Genomic DNA, 25,514 nt, shown 5'->3' on the forward strand with positions numbered 1-25,514 from the left:
GAGAATCACCATCGCTAAGAAAAAAACGACCTTTGTCTGTCAAAATTGTGAATACCATTCGCCCAAGTATCTAGGCCGCTGTCCTAACTGCGGCTCTTGGTCTTCTTTTGTTGAGGAAGTAGAAGCTGCTGAGGTCAAGCATGCCCGTGTTTCCTTGACAGGTGAAAAGACTCGGCCCATGAAGCTGGCTGAGGTCACTTCGATTGATGTCAACCGGACCAAGACAGAAATGGATGAGTTCAATCGTGTGCTAGGTGGTGGCGTAGTGCCTGGCAGTCTGGTTCTGATTGGTGGGGATCCCGGTATCGGGAAATCCACCCTGCTTCTGCAGGTATCTACCCAGCTTTCTCATCAGGGCACAGTCCTTTATGTCAGCGGGGAGGAATCAGCTGAGCAGATTAAGCTGCGGGCGGAACGCCTCGGTGATATTGACAGTGAATTTTATCTCTACGCCGAGACCAATATGCAAAATATCCGTGCAGAGATTGAGAAAATCAAGCCAGATTTTCTGATTATTGACTCCATTCAGACAGTGATGTCGCCAGAAATTTCCAGTGTTCAAGGTTCTGTCTCTCAAGTCCGAGAGGTGACAGCTGAGCTCATGCAGCTGGCCAAGACCAATAATATCGCGACCTTTATCGTTGGTCACATGACCAAGGAAGGAACCTTAGCTGGCCCCCGAACTTTGGAGCACATGGTGGACACCGTGCTTTATTTTGAGGGCGAACGTCAGCACACTTTCCGTATTTTACGGGCAGTTAAAAATCGCTTTGGCTCAACCAATGAGATTGGCATTTTTGAAATGCAATCTGGTGGGCTAGTTGAGGTTATCAACCCCAGTGAAGTCTTTCTGGAAGAACGGCTGGACGGCGCGACAGGCTCTTCCATCGTTGTGACCATGGAAGGAACGCGGCCGATTTTGGCAGAGGTACAGGCTTTGGTGACACCGACCATGTTCGGCAATGCCAAGCGAACCACGACTGGTCTAGACTTTAACCGAGCCAGCCTCATCATGGCAGTTCTGGAAAAGAGGGCAGGACTCCTCCTGCAAAATCAAGATGCCTACCTCAAGTCTGCTGGCGGCGTCAAGCTAGATGAGCCAGCGATTGATTTGGCAGTAGCAGTAGCCATTGCTTCCAGCTACAAGGATCTTCCTACCAATCCTCAAGAGTGCTTTATCGGTGAAATTGGCCTGACTGGTGAAATCCGTCGAGTCAATCGCATCGAGCAGCGCATCAACGAAGCAGCAAAGCTGGGCTTCACCAAAGTCTACGCTCCTAAAAACTCTCTGAACGGTCTCAAGGTTCCGAACAATATCCAAGTCATCGGTGTGACGACGATAGGGGAAGTCTTAAAGAAAGTATTTTCCTGATTTAACAGTATTGCGAAAAGTTATTGCGCGTGCTATAATATTGATAGAAAAAATTAGGATTTGTCTGGAAAACATCTATAAGTTGTTTTTCCGGACTTTTTAGGAGGATAATCAACCATGGTAGATCATCGTATGAATGTTTCTATTACCAATAATGCTCAATTTCCCTTGGCGGAGATTGCCTTAGATGCATCAGAGTCTGTTCGTATTCAGACCGGGAGCATGATATACCACACTCCCAACGTTGTCCTGAATGCCAAAGTGAATGCAGAGTCTCAATCAATCTTTGGCAAGGCAATCCAAGCTGTTGGCCGTTCTATGGCTTCTGGCGAAGGAGTGTTCATCACTGAAGCAACTGCCCAATCAAATAACGGTCGTCTAGCCTTAGCGCCTAATGTACCTGGTCAGATTGTTGCTCTGGAACTAGGCGAAAAGCAATACCGCCTTAATGATGGAGCTTTTCTGGCTATGGATGGTTCTGCCTCTTATACTTTGGAGACGCAGTCGGTAGGTCGAGCTCTCTTTGGCGGCCAAGGAGGCTTTTATGTGATGAGTACCCAAGGTCAGGGGACACTCTTGGTAAATTCCTTTGGCTCGATTCAAAAGGTCGAGCTGCATAATGATAGGATAACGATTGACAATGCTCACGTAGTAGCATGGAGTCGAGAGTTGGAATATGATATTCATTTAGAAAATGGTTTCTGGCAGTCCATGGGGACTGGTGAAGGAGTGGTTAATACCTTCTATGGAACTGGGGAAATTTACATCCAAAGTCTCAATATTGAAACCTTTGCTAATGTTCTTCGCCCACATCTACATATTGACAATTCTTGAAAAATTTCAGAAGAGACTGGAGGGTCTCTTATTTTTTTGATGCTTCAGTTTTCCTTTGTCCAAAATATATGAAAATGTTATAATCAAGTCATAATAAGAAGGAGGTATTTCTTATGCGATTTTCTATGGATAGTAATATGCAGTTTCCTTTGGTTGAGTTGTCGCTCAATCAAGGTGAAACCGTCTTTATCCAGCGTGGCAGCATGGTCTACCACACGCCTAATGTGACTCTGAATACTCAGCTAAATGCCAGCGGTTCTGGTTTGGGACGTTTTGTCAAGGCTGTAGGGCGGTCAATGGTTTCTGGTGAAAGTACCTTTATTACCCAAGCGGTTGCCCAGTCTGACAATGGTTACCTTGCTTTGGCACCAGATTCTCCTGGTCAAGTCATTCCTCTTCAGCTAGGTGAAAAGCAATATCGCCTAAATGATGGTGCTTTCTTGGCCCTTGATGGTACGGCTTACTATACCATGGAGCGCCAGTCTGTTGGGAAAGCACTATTCGGCGGCCAAGGCGGTCTCTTCGTCATGACAACCCAAGGCCAGGGCACTCTTTTGGCCAATGCCTTTGGTTCTATTAAGAAAATTGAGCTTCATAACCAAGAAGTGACTATTGACAATGCCCATGTAGTAGCTTGGAGCCAATCTTTGAACTATAACATCCATCTAGAAAATGGCTTCTGGCAGTCTATCGGAACAGGTGAAGGAGTGGTCAACACCTTCCAAGGAACTGGTGAAGTCTATGTGCAAAGTCTCAATCTTCAAACCTTTGCAGGCTCACTCAGCAAGTTTATTCCAAGAAGCTCATAAGAAATAAAACTAGGACAGAAGATTAGGCTAGATGCTGGATTTATCTGTCCTATTTTTTTGTAACAAAGCCGACAGCTGACAAATAACAGAAAAGATGGTAAGATAATATAAAATTATTTGAATATCAAAGTACCAGTAAGGGGAAAGAATGTCATATTTTGAAAATTTTATGAAGGCCAATCAAGCTTATGTCGATCTGCATGGAACGGCACATCTACCGATCAAGCCCAAGACCAAGGTAGCCATTGTAACCTGCATGGACTCTAGGCTCCACGTGGCTCAGGCTCTAGGACTGGCACTAGGAGACGCCCATATCTTGCGCAATGCCGGCGGTCGGGTGACAGAGGATATGATTCGCTCGCTGGTTATTTCGCAGCAGCAGCTAGGAACGCGGGAAATCGTAGTTTTGCATCATACAGACTGCGGAGCACAGACCTTCAAGAATGAGGAGTTTACGGCCCATCTTCATAAAGAACTAGGTGTGGATGTCAGTGATCAGGACTTTTTGCCCTTTACAGATGTAGAGGAAAGTGTGCGCGAGGATATGGTCTTGCTGCGGCAGTCACCGCTGATTCCAACTGATGTAGAAATCTCAGGAGCAGTTTACGATGTAGATACTGGTCGGATGACAGTTGTTGAGGAATAGTTGGGAAGTCAATTTCTTTGTCTGCGCATCGGCATTGAAATTGGCTCCTTTTTTATGTTAAAATAGAGAAACGATTTTAATTAGTTAGGACAATGTTATGATTCTTTCCATTATTTCTCAGGGATTGGTTTGGGCCGTTTTAGGTCTAGGTATTTTTATGACCTTCCGGATTCTGGGCTTTCCTGATATGACGACAGAAGGCTCCTTCCCCTTGGGCGGGGCGGTGGCTGTTACCTTGATTACCAAAGGAGTCAATCCTTTTCTGGCAACAGCAGCAGCCGTTTTAGCGGGCTGTGCAGCGGGTGCAGTGACAGGTCTGCTTTATACCAAGGGGAAAATTCCGACTCTGCTTTCTGGGATTTTGGTCATGACCTCCTGCCACTCTATCATGCTGATGTTAATGGGTCGTGCCAATCTGGGGCTTTTAGGCAGCAGTAAGATTCAGGATGTTCTGCCGTTTTCAGGGGAAGTCAATGACCTCTTGACTGGTTTGATTTTTGTCAGCCTAGTGATTGCAGCCCTGCTCTTTTTCTTGGATACCAAGCTAGGGCAGGCCTATATCGCGACCGGAGATAATCCGGATATGGCTCGCAGTTTTGGTATCAACACAGGCCGTATGGAGCTCATGGGACTGATTCTGTCAAATGGCTTGATTGCTCTGGCTGGAGCGCTGATTGCCCAGCAGGAAGGCTATGCGGATGTGTCCCGTGGGATTGGAGTGATTGTTGTCGGTCTGGCCAGTCTTATCATTGGCGAGGTACTCTTCCGTAGTCTGACCTTGGCAGAGCGGCTGATTACCATTGTAGTTGGTGCGATTGCCTATCAGTTCTTGATCTGGGGCGTCATCGCTCTCGGCTTCAACACCAACTATCTCCGTCTCTACAGTGCGGTGATTCTGGCCGTCTGTCTCATGATTCCAACCCTGAAAAATAAATTCTTTAAAGGAGCCAAGTTAAGCAAATGACAGCGATTGTAGAATTAAGAAATGCAACCAAGCTTGTAAAGAGCGGCTTTGATGAAGAAAAAATCATCCTAGATGATGTTTCTTTAGACATTCACGAGCATGATTTTATTACGATTTTAGGCGGAAACGGTGCAGGAAAGTCAACCCTGTTCAATGTCATTGCCGGCACTCTCCCTTTAACCAGCGGCAGCATTCATATCTTGGGTGAAAATGTCACTCATTTTTCACCAGAAAAGCGGGCCAAGTACCTGTCCCGTGTCTTTCAGGATCCTAAGATGGGAACAGCTCCGCGGATGACAGTGGCAGAAAATCTTCTCATTGCCAAATTCCGAGGTGAAAAGCGTGGCTTGGTGCCCCGTGGGCTCAACAGTTATAGGGAAGAGTTTCAGGCGACGATTGAGAAAATCGGTAATGGGCTAGACAAGCATCTGGATACACCGATTGAATTTCTTTCTGGAGGGCAAAGACAGGCTTTGAGTCTGCTCATGGCAACGCTCAAGCGCCCAGAGCTTTTGCTTCTGGATGAGCATACTGCAGCACTGGATCCTAAGACCAGTGTAGCCTTGATGGAGCTGACCAATGAATTTGTCAATCGTGACCGCCTCACAGCCCTCATGATTACCCATCACATGGAAGATGCCCTCAAATACGGCAACCGATTAATCGTCATGAAAGATGGACAGATTATTCAGGACTTGAACAAAGATGAGAAAGCCAAGATGACCATCGCGGACTACTATGGCTTGTTTGAATAGGCTTGCTCAGAGTTTTGTAAAAACAAGAGAAAGAATACGTACTAAATAATGTACTGCTCCCACAAAGTTAGACAATTAATGATCAAAAGTCTCTAGTTCTCTATTAAATAGGACTATGTCCTTTTTCTTCAAATTGCCCTCATAAATGAATAAAAACCGCTAGATTGCGGTTTTTTGTTATAAAAATAGTCTAAATTACTCATCTAAGCGAATAAACATCATTGCGTTAAGTAAGGAGATGAGTGCGACCGTATTAATATTATTGGAATAGATCAGTCTCTTGTTCTCAATGGGTGGAATAATAAAATTAGAAATGATGATATCGTAAGGTGATTCTTTTAAAGAATCGATTGATAGTTCTAATTTATTCCAAACTTCAAGTTCAAAATTGTTACTGCAATAATAAGAAAGTGTCTCTGCTACCGATCTTGCATGATACTGATCAAAATTGCTCATGACTAAAACTTTTAATTTAGGCTGATTTTGTAAAAGATTCAGCACTAAATGTCTGCTATGAGTGATAAAAGTATAGGATAGATGGTTGACTTTCATTGGTGTGCTATGGATATCCAAAGTCTCTAGGTAATGTTCAATCCCTTTTTTAATATCTGAAACAAATTGAGGGAAAATATTTTGAAAGTTCTTGATTGTATTACCTTTTTGGTCAAACAGAATAAATTCTGTAGATAGTTCCTGACGGTGCAGATGTGCTGTATTATGCAAATGCCAAATAAGATTGTCCTTATTGTCTATTTTTAGATTATAATTGCTTTCTATCTGATCAATTAAATCACTTAATAATTGATACGAATTTTTTACATAGCTATCTGTTTTTGCGCAGCTCATAAATAGATTTTCATCAATGAAAAACATTTTTTGAAAATAGGAGACAAATAGTTGACCTATCACTTCTTCATTCAAAGAGATATGGTATTCAGAATCAAAGCTCGCTACAATGTCTTCGATTCTTTCTGCCTGCATGAAAGATTCTAACAATTGATTGTTAAAAGAATCTTTCTCAACTTCCAAGAAATGACCAAACTTTATTCGGTATAAATTCGTAACGAGGAGTAATTTTAACATTCTTTGAGTTGCGAAATTGACAGGAAATGCAGTTTCTTTATAGACAAGTTCTAACAGCTTACACAAAGGTTCTACTGAAAAATCTGCAAAGGGCCATTCAAGAAAATAATATTTTTCCAAAAAATATTGTGCAAAAAAATAACGGATATCAATCTCATCTCCAATAATCCGAGCTGGATTGAGACTAATTTTAAAATTATATTGTTTTTTTATAATTTTGTTAATGTGACTGATTATACGATAGAGTGAGGAAGAACTTATATAAAACTCTTTACAAAGACTCTCGGTTTCATATCCCTCGTTAAAGAAGATGAATTCTAAAATTGAAAAATGAGTTGAATGCTTAAAAAAATGGTGATAGACCATCTCAATATCACTATCATCGGTATTAATGATACGTATGCCATTAGTAGAAGAGTGAAAAATCAATTCAGGAAACGCAGACTTGACATGGGATAAATCATCTTTTACTGAACGTTCTGTACAATTCAATAGTTCAGCTAGCTCAGAAATATGAAACCAGCGTTTGTTTTTAAATAGTAGTTCTAATAGTTCTAATTGTCTGTGGCTCTTTTTAGATAGTAATTCTCGCATTAAAATATTATCTTTCTTTATATAGTGTTTTTATTATCAGGCAATTATACCATATTTTGTGCATTTAACCTCGTTTAACAACTCTAAAATATATCTAAAAATGCTGATAAAAGCCTATAGAACAAGGAATTCTTATTTTTGCGTATCTATAGTACAGATAAACAGAAAGAAAACCAAGTTGAATTATTATGTTTCCAAGTTGGAAAATTATATAATTATATTAATCAAAAAATAATAGTAAAAAATATTATTAAACAATTTTGATTTAGAAAAAATTAGAAAGGAGAATCAATATGCTTTGGTCTATTATTGTTGGAGGAGTTATTGGTCTTATTGCTGGATCAATCACTAAAAAAGGCGGTTCAATGGGTGTTATTGCAAACGTTGTTGCAGGTTTAGTTGGTTCTGCTGTCGGTCAGTCACTTTTGGGAGCTTGGGGTCCTAGTTTGGCTGGTATGGCTCTGATTCCTTCTATAATTGGCGCAGTTATTGTAGTAGCTGTTGTATCATTTATTTTGGGTAAAAAGGCGTAATTTTTCTTTTTATATTCAAAATACAATTTAAAATTTAATGATGTGAGGATTCAATATGTCAAAATCAAGAAAAATACTTTCCCTTATTTTCTGTATTTTAATCTTGACAATTTTGATTCCTGTTTTGCTAGACTTTCATAAAGTCAGCGGTCTGGGGCTCCAGTTATTTAGCTGGAAGTTATTCACTTGGAAGCAGATTCCTTTCGTGGGCTACTATCTTTCTAGGTATGTTTTCTGGGGCACTGTGGTTTTAGCAAGCTTAATCTTACTACTGATGTTAGTGATAGCTTTTTATCCTAAGAGACGTTTGGAAATTCAGCTAGCTGATGCGGATGGGAAACTGATGCTGAAAAATTCAGCGATTGAAGGGTTTGTTCGTAGTCTGTTAACAGAACACGGTTTAATTAAAGATCCTACAGTTTCAGTAAATAGCCGTAAAAACAAATGCATGGTTTCCGTTAAAGGGGCAATCGTTCCTTCGGAAAACATCATCAAGAGAAGTCAGTTGATTCAAGAAGAAATCGCGTCTGGATTGACAGAATTCTTCGGAATCAATCATAATGTCAAGCTTAAAATCTCTGTCTCAGACTTCAAGCCAAAAGAAGCGGCTAAAAAAACTACTAGCCGTGTAAAGTAAGGAAGTAAAAAATGGAATGGTTTAAAAAATATCAATATCCAATCTTGTCTGGATTAGCAGGCATTATTCTAGCGTGTTTTATCCTATCCTTTGGCTTCTTTAAGACTCTATTTGTCTTGATTTGCGCTACTCTAGGGGCAGGAATTGGATATTATATTCAAAACAAAAATATATTTAAATAAGAATAAAGGAGTTTAACATGTCAAATAAAGATGTTAAAGATGTTGCTAAAAAAGAAGTTGCTCAAGCAGCTCACGAAGTAAAAGGTGAATTGACTTACGATGATAAGGTCATTCAAAAAATTATCGGTCTCTCTTTAGAGAAAGTTTCAGGTTTGCTGGCTGTTGACGGTGGCTTCTTCTCTAACATAAAAGATAAATTGGTCAACTCTGACAATGTCACTCATGGTGTCAATGTTGAAGTTGGTAAAGAACAAGTAGCTGTTGACTTGAATGTGGTTGCGGAATATCAAAAGAATGTTCCTGCTTTATACAAAGAAATCAAGAAAGTCGTTGCAGAAGAAGTTTCTAAGATGACTGATTTGGAAGTTGTTGAAGTAAATGTCAATGTTGTTGATATTAAAACGAAAGAACAACACGAAGCGGATTCAGTAAGCCTTCAAGACCGAGTGACAGATGTTGCTGAATCAACAGGCGAATTTGCTTCAGAGCAATTCGAAAAAGCAAAATCTGGCATTAGCGGTGGTTTCTCAGCTGTTCAAGAAAAAGTTGGCGATGGTGTAGAGGCTGTTAAAGACGCTGCATCAAATGAAAAAGCTCGCGTTCGTTAATTTTCTAACTAAGATTAGGAATTCTTATATTCTCTCATTGCTTTAAAAATGGAAACTAATAACGGAGGTATCAAATATGTCTACAGAAGAAAAATTCAACCAAGCTAAAGGTTCTGTTAAAGAAGGACTAGGCAAATTAACTGGTGATAAAAAAACAGAAAAAGAAGGAGCTGCTGAAAAAGTAGTTTCTAAAGTTAAAGAAGTTGCAGTAGATGCCAAAGATGCTGTTGAAGGCGCAATCGAAGGCGTTAAAAATATGGTTAAAAAAGACGATAAATAAAACCAATAGTTGATTTTCCTTATAAAAAGTCTTTGTTAGCTATAGTAACTAAAAAGAGAGAACATTTAATCCTGTTCTCTCTTTTTTGTGTATTTGGCTAGGAAAATTGTTCTTATTCCTTGTTTTTAGTTGGAGTTTCTTTCTTCTCCTTCTCCTCATCAATTTTTTGAAGTTCATGGTCATTTTTATATTGAATAATATACTCGACTATGTCTTTTTCAGTCAATCGATCATTAGATAATTGTGAAATTTGAATTGAAATATTTTTCAAACCATAATCGTTTTGTTTACTAAGAATTTCTTTCAATTCCTCATCTGAAAGATAGTTCCCTGAAATAGTTAACTTTAAAGTATTATCTTCTTTATCATAGTTCTTTTGTAGGATTGTGTTGTCTTTAAACTGATCAGATAAGTATTTATTTATAGATTCATTGATTAAGGTCTCTCTCACTAAGGTAGTCGCTGAAACCAAACTTGGAATAATAAGAATCAGCGAAACTAGAATTAATATTTTTCGCATTTTATAGGCTTCTTGATTGTTTTTAATGTAATGATTTTTTACCATAGTTAAGTTCGTCCCTATGTATGTAGCAAGCATAATAAAACTACAGTTAATGAAAAATAAGTAGGATGCTCCTAACATAAACTTAAAGTTTCCCGTTGCTATAGCATAGCCGACAGTACATACTGGGGGCATAAGAGCTGTTGCGATAGCTACTCCAGGTACAATGTTATTTGCTTCTTTTTTTCGTGCTCCAATAACTCCAGCTACCCCACCCACAAAAGCTATAACTATATCCCAAATTGTTGGTGAAGTTCTGGAAATAATTTCTGAACTTGCATAAGAAATTGGAGAAATAAAAAAATAAATCATAGATGCTAAGAGGCTTAAGAAAACTTGAATAGAAAGAATTTTAAACGACTTTCTGAGCAGTTTCATATCTAGTATTGCTAATGAAAAACCAATTCCAATAATAGGTGTCATTAATGGAGAAATCAACATTGCCCCAATGATAACTGGAGTGGAATCCATGTTTAAGCCAATAGATGCAATCAACATTGCACAAAACAAAGTAGCTAAATCGCTTCTTGATAAATCTAAATCATCGTAGAGCTTATCTCTGAATTCAACTAAAGAATAAAGTTTATCCTCTTTTAAAATTTTTCTCATAATAGTATTCCCCTTATTAAAGTTCTCTAAATTATAAATTCATGCGAAGCAATGAATGAAATAAGTGATATTCCAAATAAAATACCGGAAAAAGTATACAACCGCAATTTATTTTAACATAAAAAATTACAATTAGAATCTAATTTCTGAGAAGAGGTTTCTTAACATTCTTACTGGATTAAAGAAGCAACACATACTGAATTATTAATCGAATAACAAAACAGCATCTAGTTTGACAGCCTTTTTTCTTTGTGTAACTACTTTTACAAAAAACTTAAAATATTTTTGCATTTTTAATGTGTAAACGCTTGCAAAATTCGGGATAGAGTACTATAATAGAGTTAAAGAAATAGAAAGAAAGGAAACCAAATTCATTCGCTTTTAAGTTTACTTTGTTGGTATAGTTGTTTGTAATACATAAGTAGTTGCTTTACTTGACATATTGGTTGAATTGTCAGACAGGCCTGCTTAGCTTGCCTGATTGTAACGATAGTATAGAAAGTAGAAGCTTTTAGATGGTTTTCAAACTTCGAGAATTCAATCAATAGTGCTTTATTATGTTATAGAGATTCCAAATGCTAAGATAAAAAGAAAATCATTAGCGGTTGAAGGAATTAAAAGTTTATAAAAAATAGTAAAAACAATAAATAAAAAATTGTTATTCAGTTACACCTTGGATGAACTGATTGCTCTCATACCAGCGAAGTAAACCAGACCTCTAGCCGAGTAAAGCTAGAGGTCGTTTTTTTGCTACGATTGGCATGCCGTGTATCTGGGGTGAGAGCCCTCTGGGGCCTGTTTTCTTGTACTTTGCAAGTATAAGATACCGTTGACGGGAAAGGGTTTTCATTGTATATTTATATTAGGGATGATGATTGGAAAACAATTAGCAGTTAGGAGGGTATGATTATGCCGATTATAAGAAAAGTTCAAGTGTATCTTTTGCTTCTGTTTTTCTCCTTGAACAGTGTCTTGCCAAGTCAGATTGTCTTTGCGGAATAGTGGCAGAATGGTGTCTAAAGATTTGATTGACAAATACCGCTGGATTTCGCTGATTCAGTACAATGGCATGCGGGTCAGCAAGCGGATGCTCCGATACTATGGTGTTGACTGGTGATAAGCAATTTGCAAGACCATGTGAGCCAATAAAAGGTGAGAAACCCGAATATCATACAGCTTGATATTCGGGTTTTTGGAAAGGTAAAGAGAAAATGAAGCTGAAAAAAGAAAAATGTCGGCACCAGCTGTTTGACTATGAGGCCGACTATGTCATCTGCCCGGCCTGCGGTGAGCCTATTGCGGAGAATATACCGAATAATCCCAATTTCAAGCTGCAGATGATTCGGCGGAGTCGGAAGTATAAAAGATTTTTAAGGTGGAAAAAAGGTTATTTCTTTTTCTTGTTTTTAATATTATTTTTAATGTTATTCATTATCTTCAATTATCAATTCTTGGATAGTTTAGTGATTAAAAGCTACGGGATTACAGGTATTGATTCTTTTGAGCCTATTCTCAAACGGAGCTTCTACCCCTTCAAAGATGTTGTAGAGACAGCGGCCGTCCTCACTTTTATTCTTGCAGGACCTCAGCTTGATAGACGAGAATGGCTGAGACGCTGGCATCTTCAAAAGCATGCACATTACTATTTGGCATCATATCTGTATCCAGTAATCAGAGTAGCAAATTATATTCTGTTAATTTATCTAGGCAGTGAATTTTGGAGTAAGCTTATTTATTTAGAAGAGATGGACTTGTTGAATTATCACTTAGGTGGTCAGGAACTGATTTACGCTAGCGCGGTCTATGCTAAGGAAAATCTTCGCGGCCTCTACATTGTGCTGGGCCTTAATTTTCTTGCAGACTGCTGGCTCTTTTTCTACCAGCGCTTGGCTATATGGGTGAATCGTTTTTAGGATTTATGAAAGAGTATGAATATGAAAAAAGAAAAATGCCGCCACCAACTGTTTGACTATGAATCCGACTATGTCATTTGTACGGCCTGCCTCTTTCTGCCTCTGATCTTTCCTTGCCATATCGGTCTTTGGGTAGCAGTGATTGGAATTTTGACGACCTAAATCCTGCCCGGCTTTCTCAGTAATCCCAATCACAGTTTTGTCTCGGTTGATCTCAGCCCTATCGATTTTCCTCATTTGATTGAGCGGCTGTTTCTTTTGGACATTATCACTTTTGGGTAGAAGTTGATTGGGCTTTCCGAGCATTTCGGTAATGAAAATTTCTCCCCCCTGTCTGTCCTACACTACTTGTAATAAGCTAGAACGTAGATTTTCAATGAGGTTTCTGCTTATAGAGGTAGCGCTTCCGATTCTAAGCTTGATAGCTAGCCTGCTGTTCTTTTCTGCTCATGCTCTGGCAACGGTCGGGCTGGCTTTCTTGGTTACAGCTGCGATAATGGTTTATTTTGTCCGTTTTAATCTGACTGGCAAAGCCTAACCCTAAAAAGGGACAGTTTGCGGCTGTTTCTTTTTTGCTGTCGGTGTGTTTTTTCGTGGTTAGAAAAATAGCTTCATTCTAAGTGACAATGGAAAAACAATTTTTCTTTGTTTTGAAAAAACATGAAAAAATGCTATAATAGGTTGGATATGCAAACCTAAGGTTTGCAAGACTGTAATTCGACTTGGCTAGCCAAGGACCGTTAGTAATAAAATAAAGAATCTTTGATAAAAGTGAGATTCTGAAAATTGAATAGGAGAAAAAATGAGCAAGAGCAATATAAAACTGATTGCTTTGGGCGGCGTACGTGAAAATGGTAAAAACCTCTACGTTGCCGAAGTGGATGATTCCATTTTTGTATTGGATGTTGGGCTGAAGTACCCAGAAAATGAACAGTTGGGTGTGGATTATGTCGTTCCCAACATGGACTATTTGTTTGAAAACAAGAAGCGGATTGCGGGTGTCTTTCTGACGCACGGGCACGCGGATGCGATTGGTGCTCTGCCTAATCTTCTGGCAGATGCTAAGGTGCCGGTTTTCGGATCAGAGTTGACGATTGAGCTGGCCAAGCTTTTTGTTAAAAATAACGATGCAGTTAAGAAATTCAACGATTTCCATGTGATTGATGAAAATACTGAGATTGAATTTGGCAAAACAGTGGTTTCCTTCTTCCGGACGACTCACTCGATTCCTGAGAGTTTGGGAGTTGTCATCAAGACCAGAAAAGGCAGTATCGTTTATACAGGTGATTTCAAGTTTGACCAGTCTGCCAGCCCATCCTATGCGACAGACTTTGGCCGTCTGGCTGAGATTGGCCGCGAGGGTGTTCTGGCCTTGCTCAGTGATTCAGCCAATGCCGACAGCACTGTTCAGGTGGCTAGTGAGAGCGAGGTCGGCAAGGAAATCGAAGATACGATTGCTGACTGGGATGGTCGTGTGATTGTTGCGGCGGTTGCCAGCAACCTGTCTCGTATCCAGCAGGTTTTTGATGCAGCGGCAGAGACTGGCCGCCGCGTGGTTTTGACTGGCTTTGATGTTGAAAACATCGTTCGTACGGCTATCCGCCTCAAGAAGCTGTCCTTGGTGGACGAACGCCTTTTGATCAAGCCCAAGGAAATGTCTAAGTTTGAAGACCATGAGCTGATCATCTTGGAGACTGGCCGGATGGGCGAGCCTATCAATGGTCTGCGTAAGATGTCGATCGGCCGTCACCGCTATGTGGAAATCAAGGAAGGCGATTTGATTTACATTGTAACTACGCCGTCTATTGCCAAGGAAGCGGTCGTGGCTCGCGTGGAAAATATGATTTATCAGGCGGGGGGCATTGTCAAGCTGATTACCCAAAACCTGCGGGTTTCGGGTCACGCAAATGCGCGTGATTTGCAGCTCATGATTAACCTGCTGCAGCCTAAGTACCTCTTCCCGATTCAGGGTGAGTACCGCGGCTTGGATGCTCATGCCAAGGCTGCCATGGAAGTTGGCATGCTGCCGGAAAATATCTTCATTCCTAAGCGAGGTAGCATCATGGAATATGACCATGGTGATTTTGTGCCTGCTGGTGCTGTGTCAGCAGGAGATGTCATGATTGATGGGAATGCGATTGGTGACGTGGGCAATATCGTCCTGCGCGACCGCAAGGTCTTGTCTGAAGATGGTATTTTCATCGTGGCACTCACAGTTAACCGTAAGGAAAAGAAAATCATTTCCAAGGCTAAAGTACACACCCGAGGATTTGTCTATGTCAAAAAGAGCAGAGATATTTTGCGCGAAAGCTCTGACATTATCAATAAAACCGTGGAAGACTATCTGGCGCAGGATAGCTTTGACTGGGGCGAGCTGAAGGGAGCTGTCCGTGACAGTCTGGCTAAATATCTCTTTGACCAAACCAAGCGTCGCCCAGCTATTTTGCCGGTTGTTATGGAAGTGCGGTAAAAATCTCAACACAAATACAAGAAAAGTCGGGCTTCGGCTTTTTCTTGTCAGGAAGATACGAAGGAGAAATGCGAATGGCAGTGATGAAAATAGAGTATTATTCTGAGGCTTTGGAGATGGAATGGGGTGTCAATGTTCTCTATCCGGATGCAGCACGCGTGGACAAGCCGGATGATAAGGATATTCCTGTTTTGTACCTGCTTCATGGTATGAACGGGAATCACAATAGCTGGCTCAAGCGCTCAAATATTGAGCGTCTGGTTCGCTCGACCAACTTGATTGTTGTCATGCCTAATACCAGCAATGGCTGGTACACCGATACTCAGTACGGCTTTAACTATTACGAAGCCATCGCTGAGGAGCTGCCTCGGGTGCTCAAGCGCTTTTTCCCAAATATGTCGGATAAGCGGGAAAAGAATTTTATCGCTGGTCTTTCCATGGGTGGATACGGGGCCTTTAAGCTGGCTCTCAAGTCTAACCGCTTTTCATACGCGGCTAGTCTTTCTGGCGCTTTGAGTTTTCTTGATGCTCGCCCAGATAATGCTGAAATGGCAACGCCAGCCTATTGGCGAGGAGTTTTTGGAGACTATAAAGACTGGACCAGAAGCCCTCATTCGCTGGAGAGTATAGCCAAGCAATCTGATAAAAAGACTAAGCTTTGGGCATGGTGTGGCGAAGAGGATTTTCTCTATAAGGCCAATCAGGAGGCGGTGAAAAACCTGCAAGACTTAGGCTTGGAGATTACTTACAGCCACAGTCCAGGTAAGCATGAGTGGTATTACTGGGAAAAGCAGATGGAGAATGTACTGGCTTGGCTTCCTATCGACTTCCAGCTGGAAGAGCGCCTGTCGTAAAAATAGACTGTAAAGTCGTATTATGATCTCAGAGTATGATATAATGATTACGTTTGAGAATCGGAGTGGGATTGATTCCCCAGAATACAAATAGGAGAATGGAACTTTGACAAAAGCGATTCGAGTGCGTTATGCACCAAGTCCGACTGGACTTTTACACATCGGAAATGCGCGGACTGCGCTCTTTAACTACCTCTATGCTCGTCACTATGGTGGAACTTTCATCATCCGTATTGAGGATACTGACCGCAAGCGCCATGTAGAAGATGGGGAACGCTCACAGCTTGAAAATTTACGCTGGCTGGGTATTGACTGGGATGAAAGTCCTGAGACTCACGAAAACTACCGCCAGTCTGAGCGCTTGGATATTTACCAAAAATATGTCAATGAACTCTTGGACAAGGGCTTGGCTTACAAGTCCTATGTGACCGAGGAAGAATTAGCTGCTGAACGCGAACGTCAGGAAGCAGCTGGTGAAACACCGCGTTATATCAATGAGTTTCTAGGCATGTCAGAGGAAGAGAAGGCAGCCTATATCGCTGAGCGCGAAGCAGCGGGAATTATTCCGACGGTTCGTCTGGCTGTCAATGAAGCTGGTGTCTACAAGTGGAGTGACATGGTCAAGGGCGAAATTGAGTTCGAGGGTGGTAATATCGGTGGTGACTGGGTTATCCAGAAGAAAGACGGCTATCCAACTTACAACTTTGCTGTGGTTATTGATGACTATCTGATGGAAATTTCTCACGTTATTCGGGGAGATGATCATATTGCCAACACACCTAAGCAGCTCATGGTCTATGAAGCTCTCGGCTGGGAAGCACCAGAATTTGGGCACATGACCTTGATTATCAACTCTGAAACAGGTAAGAAGCTGTCTAAGCGCGATACCAATACCTTGCAGTTTATTGAGGATTATCGCAAGAAGGGCTACCTGCCAGAAGCCGTCTTTAACTTTATTGCACTGCTAGGCTGGAATCCTGGCGGCGAGCATGAGATTTTCTCTCGCCAAGAATTGATCGAGCTTTTTGATGAAAAACGTCTCAGCAAGTCTCCAGCTGCCTTTGACCAGAAGAAGCTGGACTGGATGAACAACGAATACATCAAGAATGCGGATTTTGACACAATCTTTGCTCTGGCTAAGCCATACTTGGAAGAAGCAGGTCGTTTGACCGATAAGGCAGAAAAGCTTGTAGAGCTCTACAAACCACAAATGAAGTCTGTAGACGAAATTGTGCCGCTGACAGACCTCTTCTTTGCGGACTTCCCAGAGTTGACAGATGCGGAGCGTGAGGTCATGGCTAGTGAAACGGTACCGACTGTGTTGACAGCTTTCAAGGAAAAGCTAGAAGCTATGTCGGATGCAGATTTTGTGACGGAGAATATCTTCCCGCAGATCAAGGCTGTCCAAAAAGAGACAGGAATCAAGGGCAAAAACCTCTTTATGCCGATTCGGATTGCCGTTTCGGGTGAAATGCATGGACCAGAGCTGCCAGATACGATTTACTTGCTTGGACGCGAAAAATCCATCCAGCATATCGAAAACATGCTGAATCAAATTCAATAAGATGAACCAGCTTTCGAGCTGGTTTTTACTTTGCAAATTTTTGTTTTTATGTCACAATTGTAATAAGAAAATCCTTTAAGGAGAGAAAAATGAAAAATGGATCATCATCTTGATTGGAGGATTACTAGCCTTACTCGTGCTAGTAACCTGTAATCAAAAGAAAGAGCAGGCGACTCCTGCTTCCAACAATTCTAAAGTAAGTTCGACTAGCTCTGCATCTTCTAAAAAGTCTGAAAGAGGGACCAATTCGAGCGAACTTGATGGTCAAGCGGATAATCAGGAAACTTCTGATACAGGCTCTCAGCAGAATTCGGAAACAGAAAGTGAAAATTCTACCAAGGAAGCTAGCAAAGGAGAGAAAGAGACTGCATCGACTTCTAGTTTGGATATGAAGGCTATTGCTTCTGGGGATTTTTCCAGCATGATTGGTACTTGGCAGGATGCCAAAGGGAACAGTTATACATTTGATGAGTCAGGTATTGAGTCAGATGTTGCCAAGCTTGAGACAGGAGATTACTCTGGGCCAGATGAAAATGGGATTTACAGAGCAGGGATTCGTTGGAAAAACCAAACCGGTGCTGCCTTTCTCATCATTCCAGCAGGAAAGAGTCTGCCAGCTGGGGAGACTGTCAATGGGACAGATCCGACTGATACCAGTCAAGATCGCTTCATCATCACTCAAAGCGTTTCCGAACATCCCGATGTTTTTTACCGCGTAAAATAAGGAGTCTTGACGGACTCTTTTTTTCTTGTTTTGAGTCCAGTATATAATATATTGATTTTGAATAAAAATTGATAAAACGCTTTTATTTTAATAAATATTAAATTTCCTCTTGACATTCGCATTTTCATACAGTAGAATGTTTAAAAATAAAATGTAGAAGGATAGAGGTAATCATATGGTTAAAGAGAAAGTCATTTTAGCATATTCCGGTGGCTTGGACACTTCAGTGGCCATTACTTGGCTGAACAAGGATTATGATGTGATCGCGGTCTGTATGGACGTGGGTGAAGGAAATGATTTGGATTTCATTCATGATAAGGCGCTGAAAGTCGGCGCTATCGAATCACATGTTATTGATGTTAAAGACGAGTTTGCGGAAGACTACGTCTTGGTTGCTCTGCAAGGACACACCTTCTACGAACGAAAATATCCTCTAGTGTCTGCCCTGAGCCGACCTTTGATTTCTAAGAAATTGGTTGAAATTGCCCACAAGACAGGGGCGACAACCATTGCCCATGGCTGTACCGGAAAAGGAAACGATCAGGTTCGTTTTGAAGTCGCCATTGCCTCCTTGGATCCCAGTCTCAAGGTCATCGCTCCAGTTCGGGAGTGGAAATGGTCTCGGGAAGAAGAGATTAATTACGCTAAAGCTAATGGTGTGCCAATTCCAGCAGATCTGGACAGCCCCTACTCAGTTGACCAAAACCTTTGGGGGCGGGCCAATGAGTGCGGAGTATTAGAAAATCCTTGGAATGAAGCACCTGAAGACGCCTATGATTTGACAGTTGCACCAGAAGCAGCGCCAGACAGCCCAGTCTATGTAAATATTGACTTTGAGGCGGGTGTGCCAGTTGCTTTAGATGGCAAAAAGATGAAGCTTGCGGACTTAATCCTTGAGCTAAATGACTTGGCAGGACAACACGGTGTTGGGCGGATTGATCATGTGGAAAACCGTCTGGTAGGGATTAAGTCTCGGGAAATCTATGAATGCCCTGGGGCGGTGACTCTCTTGGCTGCCCACAAGGAAATCGAGGATCTAACCCTAGTCAGAGAATTGGCTCATTTCAAGCCGATTATCGAAAATGAGCTGTCTAATCTCATCTATAATGGTCTCTGGTTTAATCCAGCGACAGAAGCCCTGATTGCCTACCTTAAGTCCACCCAGCAGGTGGTCAATGGCACAGCTAAGGTGAAGCTTTATAAGGGATCTGCGACAGTCGTAGCGCGTAAGTCTGCTAATTCTCTCTACGACGAAAGTCTGGCTACCTATACCAGTGCAGATACCTTTGACCAGGATGCCGCGATTGGCTTTATCAAGCTGTGGGGGCTTCCATCTAAGGTTCATGCAGAGGTTCAGGCTCACAAAGACAAATAGAAAGGGACTTTCCTATGGCGAATCATAAACTGTGGGGCGGACGTTTTGAAGCCTCTCTGGAAGGCTGGGTAGAGGAATTTGGCGCCAGCATTGGCTTTGACTATCGTCTTGCTCCCTATGATCTGCAGGGCAGCCTAGCCCATGTCAAAATGCTGGGGCAGACAGGAATCATTGCTCCAGAGGAAGCAGCTGCTATTCAGGCAGGCTTGGAAAAGCTGTTGGCGCGTTATGAGGCTGGAGAGCTTGAGTTTGATGTACGTAATGAAGATATTCATATGAATATGGAGGCTCTTCTGACTGAGGAGATTGGGCCAGTGGCTGGTAAGCTTCATACGGCTCGCTCTCGTAATGACCAGGTGGCGACAGATATGCACCTTTATCTCAAGGATCAGCTCGGTCAGATTGCGGATAAACTCTTGAATCTGCGTCAGGTGTTGCTGGACTTGGCAGAAGAGCATGTAGAGACCATCATGCCAGGCTATACCCATCTGCAGCATGCCCAGCCGATTAGCTTTGCCCATCATCTGCTGGCCTATTATCAGATGTTCAGCCGTGATAGTCAGCGCTTTGCCTTTAATCTGGAGCATACCGATTTGTCTCCTTTAGGAGCAGCGGCTCTAGCTGGGACAACGTTTCCAATTGACAGGGAGCTGACGGCTGATTTATTGGGCTTCAAAGACATTTACCACAATTCCTTGGATGCGGTCAGTGATCGAGACTTTATCTTGGAGTTTCTATCTAACAGCAGCATTCTCATCATGCATCTGTCTCGTCTCTGCGAGGAGTTGATCAACTGGTGCAGCTATGAATATGGCTTTGTCAGCCTGTCAGATACCTTTAGCACTGGCTCTTCCATCATGCCCCAAAAGAAAAATCCGGACATGGCGGAGCTGATTCGGGGTAAGAGCGGCCGGGTTTACGGTCACCTCTTCAGCCTTCTGACGGTTATGAAATCCCTGCCCTTGGCCTATAATAAGGACCTGCAGGAAGACAAGGAAGGCATGTTCGATACGGTAGATACCATCCAGAAGTCACTGGATATTATGGCGGGTATGCTGTCTAGTATGACAGTAAACAAAGAAAAAATGCTGGTTTCAACTCAGCAGGACTTCTCCAATGCGACAGAATTGGCTGACTATCTGGCTAAGAAAGGACTGCCTTTCCGGGAAGCCCATGAGATTGTCGGAAAGTTGGTGCTGGAATGCAGCAAGGCAGGCTATTATCTACAGGATATTCCGCTGAGCCGCTATCAAGAAGTGTCATCACTGATTGAGGAAGATATTTATCAAGCGCTCGAATCACAAACGGCTGTACAAAAGCGGAATTCCCTTGGCGGGACAGGATTTGCACAGATTCGTCAGGAGTTGGAAAGAGCTAAGAAACAGCTGGAAAAGAAATAAGATATAGGGAACATCGCAAGGGAATTGCGGTGTTCTTTTGGTGAATCGACCTTTTAAATATTTGCAAAAACGGCGTCATAGCAGGACTTATTGGCATTTTCGAAAAATATGGTATAATAGATATAATTTTGGTGGATGGAGTTGAGTTTTGAGAAAAAACTATCGCGTCAAGAGCGAAAAAGATTTTAATGCGATTTTTAAAAAAGGGCAGAGTTTTGCTAATCGAAAATTTGTCGTTTACATGTTAGAAAAAGAGCAAAAGCATTTTCGAGTAGGAATTTCCGTCAGTAAAAAGCTAGGGAATGCAGTAGTTCGTAATCGTATTAAAAGAAAAATTCGCCATGTCTTGATGCAGCATCAAAAACAGTTAGTCCAGGCAGACTTCGTCGTTATTGCTCGCAAAGGAGTGGAAGAGTTGGACTACCACCAAGTTGAACAAAATTTATTGCATGTATTAAAAATTGCTAAACTTTATCAGGAAGGATTCATTTGTGAAACAGAAAAGTAAATTAGGGATTTTGCTGGTTGCCTCGCTGCTCTTTCTCACAGCCTGCGGAACTAGTCAAGTAACGGCCGATTCACATGGTTTCTGGGAGAAGCTGGTCTACTTCTTTGCGGACACCATTCGTTTTCTATCCTTTGGTGGAAGCAAGGGGATTGGGATTATTCTCTTTACCTTGATTATCCGGACAGTTCTCCTGCCAGTCTTCCAATTCCAGACCACTTCTTCACGCAAGCTGCAGGAAGTACAGCCGCATATTAAACAACTGCAGGAAAAGTATCCTGGTAAGGATATGGAGAGCAGAACAGCCTTGGCTGAGGAAACTCAAAAGCTCTACAAAGAAAAGGGTGTCAATCCTTATGCCTCATTCATTCCGCTCTTTATCCAGATGCCAGTGCTCTTGGCTCTGTTTCAAGCCCTGACTCGGGTTGAATTTATGAAAACAGGTCACTTCCTCTGGCTCAATCTAGGAGCGACAGATCCGACCTTTATTCTTCCGCTGTTGGCAGCTCTCTTCACTTTCTTCAGTACGTGGCTTTCAAACAAGGCCTTGCCTGAGAGAAATGGCGGGATGACAGTCATGATGTACCTGATGCCAGTGATGATTTTCTTTTTTGCCCTTTATGCGGCGAGCGGGGTAGCCCTCTACTGGGCGGTCTCAAATGCTTATCAGGTGGTTCAGACCTTGCTGCTGAGCAATCCTTTTAAAATAATTGCTGAGCGGGAAGCCAAGGAACGGTCAGAGCGTCAATTGGAACAGAAAAAGAAACGTGCCCTGAAAAAAGCACAGAAAAAGAAAAAGTAAGTAAGAAGGAGGACTCTTGCAATGGTTATTTTTACAGGAGCAAGTGTTGAAGAAGCCATTCAAAATGGTTTGAAAACGTTGGATATTCCACGTATGAGAGCGCATATCACTGTTATTTCACGTGAGAAAAAAGGCTTTTTAGGCTTGTTTGGCAAGAAGCCAGCTCAGGTGGATGTCGAGCCTATTGCTGAGACGACAGTTGTTAAGGCCAATCAAAAGGCTGTAAAAGGTGTTCCCGAAGAGATTAACGCTCAGAATGAACCTGTGCAGTCTGTCAGTGAAGCAACGGTTGATTTGGGCCGTGTGGTAGCTGCCATCAAGAAGGTCGAAGGAGAAGGTGAAGTTATCTCAGATGAGGTCAAGGCTGAAATTCTCAAAAATGACAAGCAAGCCAATACGATTTTAGAAGAGACGGGCACCATTGATCTTCTCAAGACCAATCAAGCTATTGATGAGTCAATTGCTCAAGCAGAAGCGGACGATAGCAAGGTTATCTCTTTTGAACAAGCGGCTAAAGACAAGGCTGAGCCGACAGAAACAGAAGAAAGCTCTTTTGCTGATTTAGGCATCCAAGTTGAAGCAGACTATGATATTGAAGAAGTAGTTGAAAACGTAACGAACTATGTTCAGAAAATCGTTGATGAGATGGATGTTGAAGCGGGCATTTCCAGCAGCCACAACCGCCGTACCATTAACATGCAGATTGATACCAATGAACCGGGGCGCGTGATTGGCTACCATGGAAAAGTCTTGAAAGCTCTGCAGCTATTGGCGCAAAACTATCTTTATAACCAATATTCTAAGAGCTTCTACATTTCTATTAATGTCAATGACTATGTTGAGCATCGGGCTGAAGTGCTGCAAAGCTATGCGCAGAAACTGGCTCAGCGGGCTTTGGAAGACCGACGCGGTCAGCATACAGACCCTATGTCTAACAGCGAGCGCAAAATTATCCACCGCATCATATCTCGCATCGATGGCGTGACTAGCTATTCCGAAGGCGACGAGCCAAACCGCTATGTCGTTGTGGATATTGACAGCGAATAAAAAGAAAGCCAGCAGAGATGCTGGTTTTTGTATATGATAAATTGTAAAATATAGTGCAACAAAAAACCCATAGGTTCTCAAATCGTGTAAACTGTAAGTAACCACACAAACAGACACAAGGAGATCCTATGGGCTACTTACATATTACCATAATTGATCGGCTAAAGATAGAAGCATATCTTGAAGCAGGTTTTAATCTGTCCTATATTGCAACTAAGTTAGGTTTTCACCGTTCATCAATTAGCCGAGAAATCAAACGGTGTCCAAATAAATATTCTGCCGAAGAAGCACAAAGGCAATATGAGGAATTATCTAGACTTAAGGGAAGGAAAACTGCATGTACTTCACAGATGAAGAAAGATATAGAACGTCATTTAAAAGCATCTTGGTCACCCGAGCAGATTCATGGGCGTTATCAGTACGAAAATAAGCCAATCGTATCGTTTAAAACGATTTATAATTGGATATATAATGGCCAACTCGAAGTTAGTGTAGAGACGTTAAGACGAAAAGGTATTTTTTATTTTAGTAGTATCACTTTTTTTAAGGTGATTGTGAGCTTCATATGTGTTAAGTAATTGAGATTAATTGGCAAAACTATTGACAAAGAATAATTATCGTATTAGAATAATCTTGAAAAGAGAATTATTCTAATACGATAATTAGAAGGAGGTATACATATGGATAAACTTTTAACGAAAATTGGAGTTATTCTATCTTTTGCACGGTACCTAATTTTTCTGCTTATTTTTCTATTGTTAGTAGGAGTAGCGGGAATTTTCTTTGGAGGGCAGAATAGTCAGGGGAATTTTATATTTGACTATGGGGATTTCATAATTGAAGCACCAATTATTTATCCCTTATTAATTCTTATAATGGCAATAGTTATATGCTTTATATTTATAAAATTATTAGGGATATGGAGTAGGTTATTGTTAGAGTTTAGCAACGATAAGTATTTTAAAATTAAAAATTTAAAATATCTAAAACAATCCTTTCTATTTTTAATTAGTTCAACAATTTTACAGTTATTAATTAATCTAGTTATTAATATTTTGAATATAGATAATGTAAGTAGCTTGTTTGATTTTTCAATAAAAAATTACTTGATTAATATTTTATTTTTGGCATTAAATTATTTTTTAATTATAGTGTTTAAAAAAGGATATTATATACAGAAAGAAAATGAGGAGATTATTTGATGAGATGGAAGAAATTAAGATAAATTTAGATAAAATAATTAAATCTAGGAATATCACTTCTAAAGAATTGGCAAATAGAATCAATATTACAGAAGCGAATTTATCAATATTAAAAACGGGAAAAGCTAAGGGGGTACGATTTGCTACATTATTAAATATTTGCAGAGAGCTTGATTGTCAACCTGGTGATATATTTGAATACAAAAGGAGTTAAGATAATGAGAAAACAAAGTATATTTTTAGGTATGATTTGTCTAATCGCTTCATTCATACTTGTATCATGTGATTTCGGCGCTAACGATACCGTGCAAGATATTAAATCAGAAATCAATCAAGAGACCCCCAAAGAAGATATTGAGGATCTAGGAATAACTCAAGTATCTGAGCAAAAGATTGGGGATGAGTTGGCTATAAGTAGTAATTTTTCTGGATATGTTTATGTGATGAGCACAAAAGAAAACATTGAAACAATTAGGAAAACAGACTTTAGTTTTAATAATAACCCTTTTAAATCTGTAGAAAAAGGTTCTTATCATGATTTTAATATTCGTTATCATGGTAAAACATATTTTGCAATAAAACAGATAAAAGTTGAGTCGATTAATTCATTGAAGATTTCCTCAGATTATACAGGTAAGATTTTATTGGTTCTGAGGGGAAATAATAGTTAGTAGCAGTTTAATTATTTGATCTCATTTCTTATGAAGTCCCGTAAAGATTAATTTATCGGGACTTTATCTTATCGACAGGGTTTTGGATAAACAAAAATCGCGACCTATGGCTTTCTGGGGTTAATGAAATTGTCAAACTTAAAATGACAAGTGGAGAATAATAAAAGGCCCTCCTACCACTATGACCTAACTAATTGCTCAGAGTAGTTGAGAGCCTGAAATTCAAACCATTATAATAAATAACGAATATAGAGTTTGTTAACACAGTCTTTTATTTATTTATTGTTTTCACACATAAAAACAAGCTAATAGAACTATGCTTTTTACACATCACGCTAATATTAGATGCGCTGCAGAATTTTATTTGTTCAGTAGAAAGCATAGTTTGTAAGGATAATATTTTCTTCATTGCTTCCTCCTATTTATAAGAAGATTGAAAATGAGAAGTAAACCCACTACACTAGGAAACTACCTAACAAATAAACCAACTAGCATGGCTATGGATGAATTTTAGATTTG

General features: G+C 40.8%; 30 protein-coding genes. 27 read left to right on the forward strand and 3 right to left on the reverse strand.

Annotated features, from left to right (window positions below; genetic code table 11):
- Positions 1 to 4: 4 nt before the first annotated feature.
- The 6 genes from radA to O3621_RS03435 all read left to right on the forward strand — a co-directional run bounded on the left by radA (position 5) and on the right by O3621_RS03435 (position 5,380).
- Complete coding sequence (radA, locus tag O3621_RS03410; RefSeq protein ID WP_314449606.1) at positions 5 to 1,372, forward strand: DNA repair protein RadA; 1,368 nt, start codon at positions 5 to 7, stop codon at positions 1,370 to 1,372.
- A 117-nt stretch (positions 1,373 to 1,489) separates the two neighbouring features.
- On the forward strand, positions 1,490 to 2,206 hold the full coding sequence (locus O3621_RS03415; protein WP_125352464.1) for a TIGR00266 family protein: 717 nt from the start codon (positions 1,490 to 1,492) through the stop codon (positions 2,204 to 2,206).
- A gap of 113 nt (positions 2,207 to 2,319) precedes the next feature.
- Complete coding sequence (locus O3621_RS03420; RefSeq protein WP_002920350.1) at positions 2,320 to 3,015, forward strand: TIGR00266 family protein; 696 nt, start codon at positions 2,320 to 2,322, stop codon at positions 3,013 to 3,015.
- 148 nt (positions 3,016 to 3,163) lie between these two features.
- On the forward strand, positions 3,164 to 3,661 hold the full coding sequence (locus O3621_RS03425) for a carbonic anhydrase (protein WP_314449596.1): 498 nt from the start codon (positions 3,164 to 3,166) through the stop codon (positions 3,659 to 3,661).
- A 97-nt stretch (positions 3,662 to 3,758) separates the two neighbouring features.
- The gene (locus O3621_RS03430) at positions 3,759 to 4,625 is read left to right on the forward strand and encodes an ABC transporter permease (protein WP_314449595.1); all 867 of its coding nucleotides are present in this window, start codon (positions 3,759 to 3,761) and stop codon (positions 4,623 to 4,625) included.
- Positions 4,622 to 5,380, forward strand: a complete 759-nt coding sequence (locus O3621_RS03435) for an ABC transporter ATP-binding protein (protein WP_125445554.1) — start codon at positions 4,622 to 4,624, stop codon at positions 5,378 to 5,380. The genes O3621_RS03430 and O3621_RS03435 overlap by 4 nt, the downstream gene beginning before the upstream one ends.
- 195 nt (positions 5,381 to 5,575) lie before the next feature.
- On the opposite strand, the gene O3621_RS03440 is transcribed toward O3621_RS03435, so the two are convergent.
- Positions 5,576 to 7,057, reverse strand: coding sequence for a M protein trans-acting positive regulator PRD domain-containing protein (locus tag O3621_RS03440; protein ID WP_314449594.1), 1,482 nt, complete (start codon positions 7,055 to 7,057; stop codon positions 5,576 to 5,578).
- Between the two features lie 293 nt (positions 7,058 to 7,350).
- Here O3621_RS03440 and O3621_RS03445 point away from each other — a divergent pair, with 293 nt between their 5' ends.
- The 5 genes from O3621_RS03445 (at position 7,351) to O3621_RS03465 (ending at position 9,297) form a co-directional block, all read left to right on the forward strand.
- The gene (locus O3621_RS03445; protein ID WP_314449593.1) at positions 7,351 to 7,590 is read left to right on the forward strand and encodes a GlsB/YeaQ/YmgE family stress response membrane protein; all 240 of its coding nucleotides are present in this window, start codon (positions 7,351 to 7,353) and stop codon (positions 7,588 to 7,590) included.
- A gap of 55 nt (positions 7,591 to 7,645) precedes the next feature.
- A complete protein-coding gene (gene amaP / locus O3621_RS03450) occupies positions 7,646 to 8,227 on the forward strand; it encodes an alkaline shock response membrane anchor protein AmaP (RefSeq protein WP_002893930.1) in 582 nt (193 codons plus the stop codon).
- An 11-nt stretch (positions 8,228 to 8,238) separates the two neighbouring features.
- Positions 8,239 to 8,409, forward strand: coding sequence for a DUF2273 domain-containing protein (locus O3621_RS03455; protein ID WP_002899156.1), 171 nt, complete (start codon positions 8,239 to 8,241; stop codon positions 8,407 to 8,409).
- Between the two features lie 17 nt (positions 8,410 to 8,426).
- A complete protein-coding gene (locus O3621_RS03460) occupies positions 8,427 to 9,017 on the forward strand; it encodes an Asp23/Gls24 family envelope stress response protein (protein WP_002902153.1) in 591 nt (196 codons plus the stop codon).
- A 76-nt stretch (positions 9,018 to 9,093) separates the two neighbouring features.
- Positions 9,094 to 9,297 carry a CsbD family protein gene (locus O3621_RS03465; protein WP_002899152.1) on the forward strand — a complete coding sequence of 68 codons (204 nt, stop codon included), beginning with the start codon at positions 9,094 to 9,096 and terminating at the stop codon, positions 9,295 to 9,297.
- A gap of 112 nt (positions 9,298 to 9,409) precedes the next feature.
- Here O3621_RS03465 and O3621_RS03470 read toward each other — a convergent pair whose 3' ends face one another.
- Complete coding sequence (locus tag O3621_RS03470) at positions 9,410 to 10,468, reverse strand: TIGR00341 family protein (protein ID WP_314449592.1); 1,059 nt, start codon at positions 10,466 to 10,468, stop codon at positions 9,410 to 9,412.
- A 1,211-nt stretch (positions 10,469 to 11,679) separates the two neighbouring features.
- Here O3621_RS03470 and O3621_RS03475 point away from each other — a divergent pair.
- From O3621_RS03475 to O3621_RS03550, 16 genes are all read left to right on the forward strand, one after another.
- Positions 11,680 to 12,381, forward strand: a complete 702-nt coding sequence (locus O3621_RS03475; protein WP_268697476.1) for a hypothetical protein — start codon at positions 11,680 to 11,682, stop codon at positions 12,379 to 12,381.
- Positions 12,382 to 12,402: 21 nt separating this feature from the next.
- On the forward strand, positions 12,403 to 12,543 hold the full coding sequence (locus O3621_RS03480; protein ID WP_172633372.1) for a hypothetical protein: 141 nt from the start codon (positions 12,403 to 12,405) through the stop codon (positions 12,541 to 12,543).
- Positions 12,544 to 12,757: 214 nt separating this feature from the next.
- Positions 12,758 to 12,919, forward strand: coding sequence for a hypothetical protein (locus O3621_RS03485; protein WP_002908616.1), 162 nt, complete (start codon positions 12,758 to 12,760; stop codon positions 12,917 to 12,919).
- Positions 12,920 to 13,183: 264 nt separating this feature from the next.
- Entirely contained in the window at positions 13,184 to 14,851 is a 1,668-nt protein-coding gene (locus O3621_RS03490; RefSeq protein ID WP_002916602.1) for a ribonuclease J, read from the forward strand.
- A 74-nt stretch (positions 14,852 to 14,925) separates the two neighbouring features.
- The gene (locus tag O3621_RS03495; RefSeq protein WP_314449591.1) at positions 14,926 to 15,705 is read left to right on the forward strand and encodes an alpha/beta hydrolase family protein; all 780 of its coding nucleotides are present in this window, start codon (positions 14,926 to 14,928) and stop codon (positions 15,703 to 15,705) included.
- A gap of 106 nt (positions 15,706 to 15,811) precedes the next feature.
- On the forward strand, positions 15,812 to 17,269 hold the full coding sequence (gltX, locus tag O3621_RS03500) for a glutamate--tRNA ligase (protein ID WP_111675226.1): 1,458 nt from the start codon (positions 15,812 to 15,814) through the stop codon (positions 17,267 to 17,269).
- A gap of 100 nt (positions 17,270 to 17,369) precedes the next feature.
- Positions 17,370 to 17,993 (forward strand): DUF6287 domain-containing protein, encoded by a 624-nt coding sequence (locus O3621_RS03505; RefSeq protein ID WP_314449605.1) that lies wholly within the window; start codon positions 17,370 to 17,372, stop codon positions 17,991 to 17,993.
- A 175-nt stretch (positions 17,994 to 18,168) separates the two neighbouring features.
- Positions 18,169 to 19,368 carry an argininosuccinate synthase gene (locus O3621_RS03510; protein ID WP_314449590.1) on the forward strand — a complete coding sequence of 400 codons (1,200 nt, stop codon included), beginning with the start codon at positions 18,169 to 18,171 and terminating at the stop codon, positions 19,366 to 19,368.
- A 14-nt stretch (positions 19,369 to 19,382) separates the two neighbouring features.
- Positions 19,383 to 20,768, forward strand: a complete 1,386-nt coding sequence (argH, locus tag O3621_RS03515) for an argininosuccinate lyase (RefSeq protein WP_314449589.1) — start codon at positions 19,383 to 19,385, stop codon at positions 20,766 to 20,768.
- Between the two features lie 148 nt (positions 20,769 to 20,916).
- Positions 20,917 to 21,276: a ribonuclease P protein component gene (rnpA, locus tag O3621_RS03520; protein ID WP_002928077.1), complete on the forward strand. Its 360-nt coding sequence runs from the start codon at positions 20,917 to 20,919 to the stop codon at positions 21,274 to 21,276.
- Positions 21,260 to 22,075: a YidC/Oxa1 family membrane protein insertase gene (locus O3621_RS03525; protein ID WP_311153934.1), complete on the forward strand. Its 816-nt coding sequence runs from the start codon at positions 21,260 to 21,262 to the stop codon at positions 22,073 to 22,075. Before rnpA ends, O3621_RS03525 begins: the two co-directional genes overlap by 17 nt.
- Positions 22,076 to 22,096: 21 nt before the next feature.
- Positions 22,097 to 23,122 carry an RNA-binding cell elongation regulator Jag/EloR gene (gene jag, locus O3621_RS03530; RefSeq protein WP_002916591.1) on the forward strand — a complete coding sequence of 342 codons (1,026 nt, stop codon included), beginning with the start codon at positions 22,097 to 22,099 and terminating at the stop codon, positions 23,120 to 23,122.
- A gap of 128 nt (positions 23,123 to 23,250) precedes the next feature.
- Entirely contained in the window at positions 23,251 to 23,700 is a 450-nt protein-coding gene (locus tag O3621_RS03535) for a helix-turn-helix domain-containing protein (RefSeq protein WP_002926197.1), read from the forward strand.
- A 102-nt stretch (positions 23,701 to 23,802) separates the two neighbouring features.
- Positions 23,803 to 24,324 (forward strand): DUF2975 domain-containing protein, encoded by a 522-nt coding sequence (locus O3621_RS03540; protein ID WP_002906198.1) that lies wholly within the window; start codon positions 23,803 to 23,805, stop codon positions 24,322 to 24,324.
- 4 nt (positions 24,325 to 24,328) lie between these two features.
- A complete protein-coding gene (locus O3621_RS03545) occupies positions 24,329 to 24,538 on the forward strand; it encodes a helix-turn-helix transcriptional regulator (RefSeq protein ID WP_032908247.1) in 210 nt (69 codons plus the stop codon).
- Between the two features lie 4 nt (positions 24,539 to 24,542).
- Positions 24,543 to 24,995 (forward strand): hypothetical protein, encoded by a 453-nt coding sequence (locus tag O3621_RS03550; protein ID WP_125445696.1) that lies wholly within the window; start codon positions 24,543 to 24,545, stop codon positions 24,993 to 24,995.
- Positions 24,996 to 25,266: 271 nt separating this feature from the next.
- Here O3621_RS03550 and O3621_RS03555 read toward each other — a convergent pair whose 3' ends face one another.
- The gene (locus tag O3621_RS03555) at positions 25,267 to 25,404 is read right to left on the reverse strand and encodes a class III lanthipeptide (protein ID WP_197709054.1); all 138 of its coding nucleotides are present in this window, start codon (positions 25,402 to 25,404) and stop codon (positions 25,267 to 25,269) included.
- Positions 25,405 to 25,514: the final 110 nt, after the last annotated feature.

The organism is Streptococcus sp. 20925_1_22 (genome assembly GCF_041431685.1).
Classification (GTDB): Bacteria; Bacillota; Bacilli; order Lactobacillales; family Streptococcaceae; genus Streptococcus.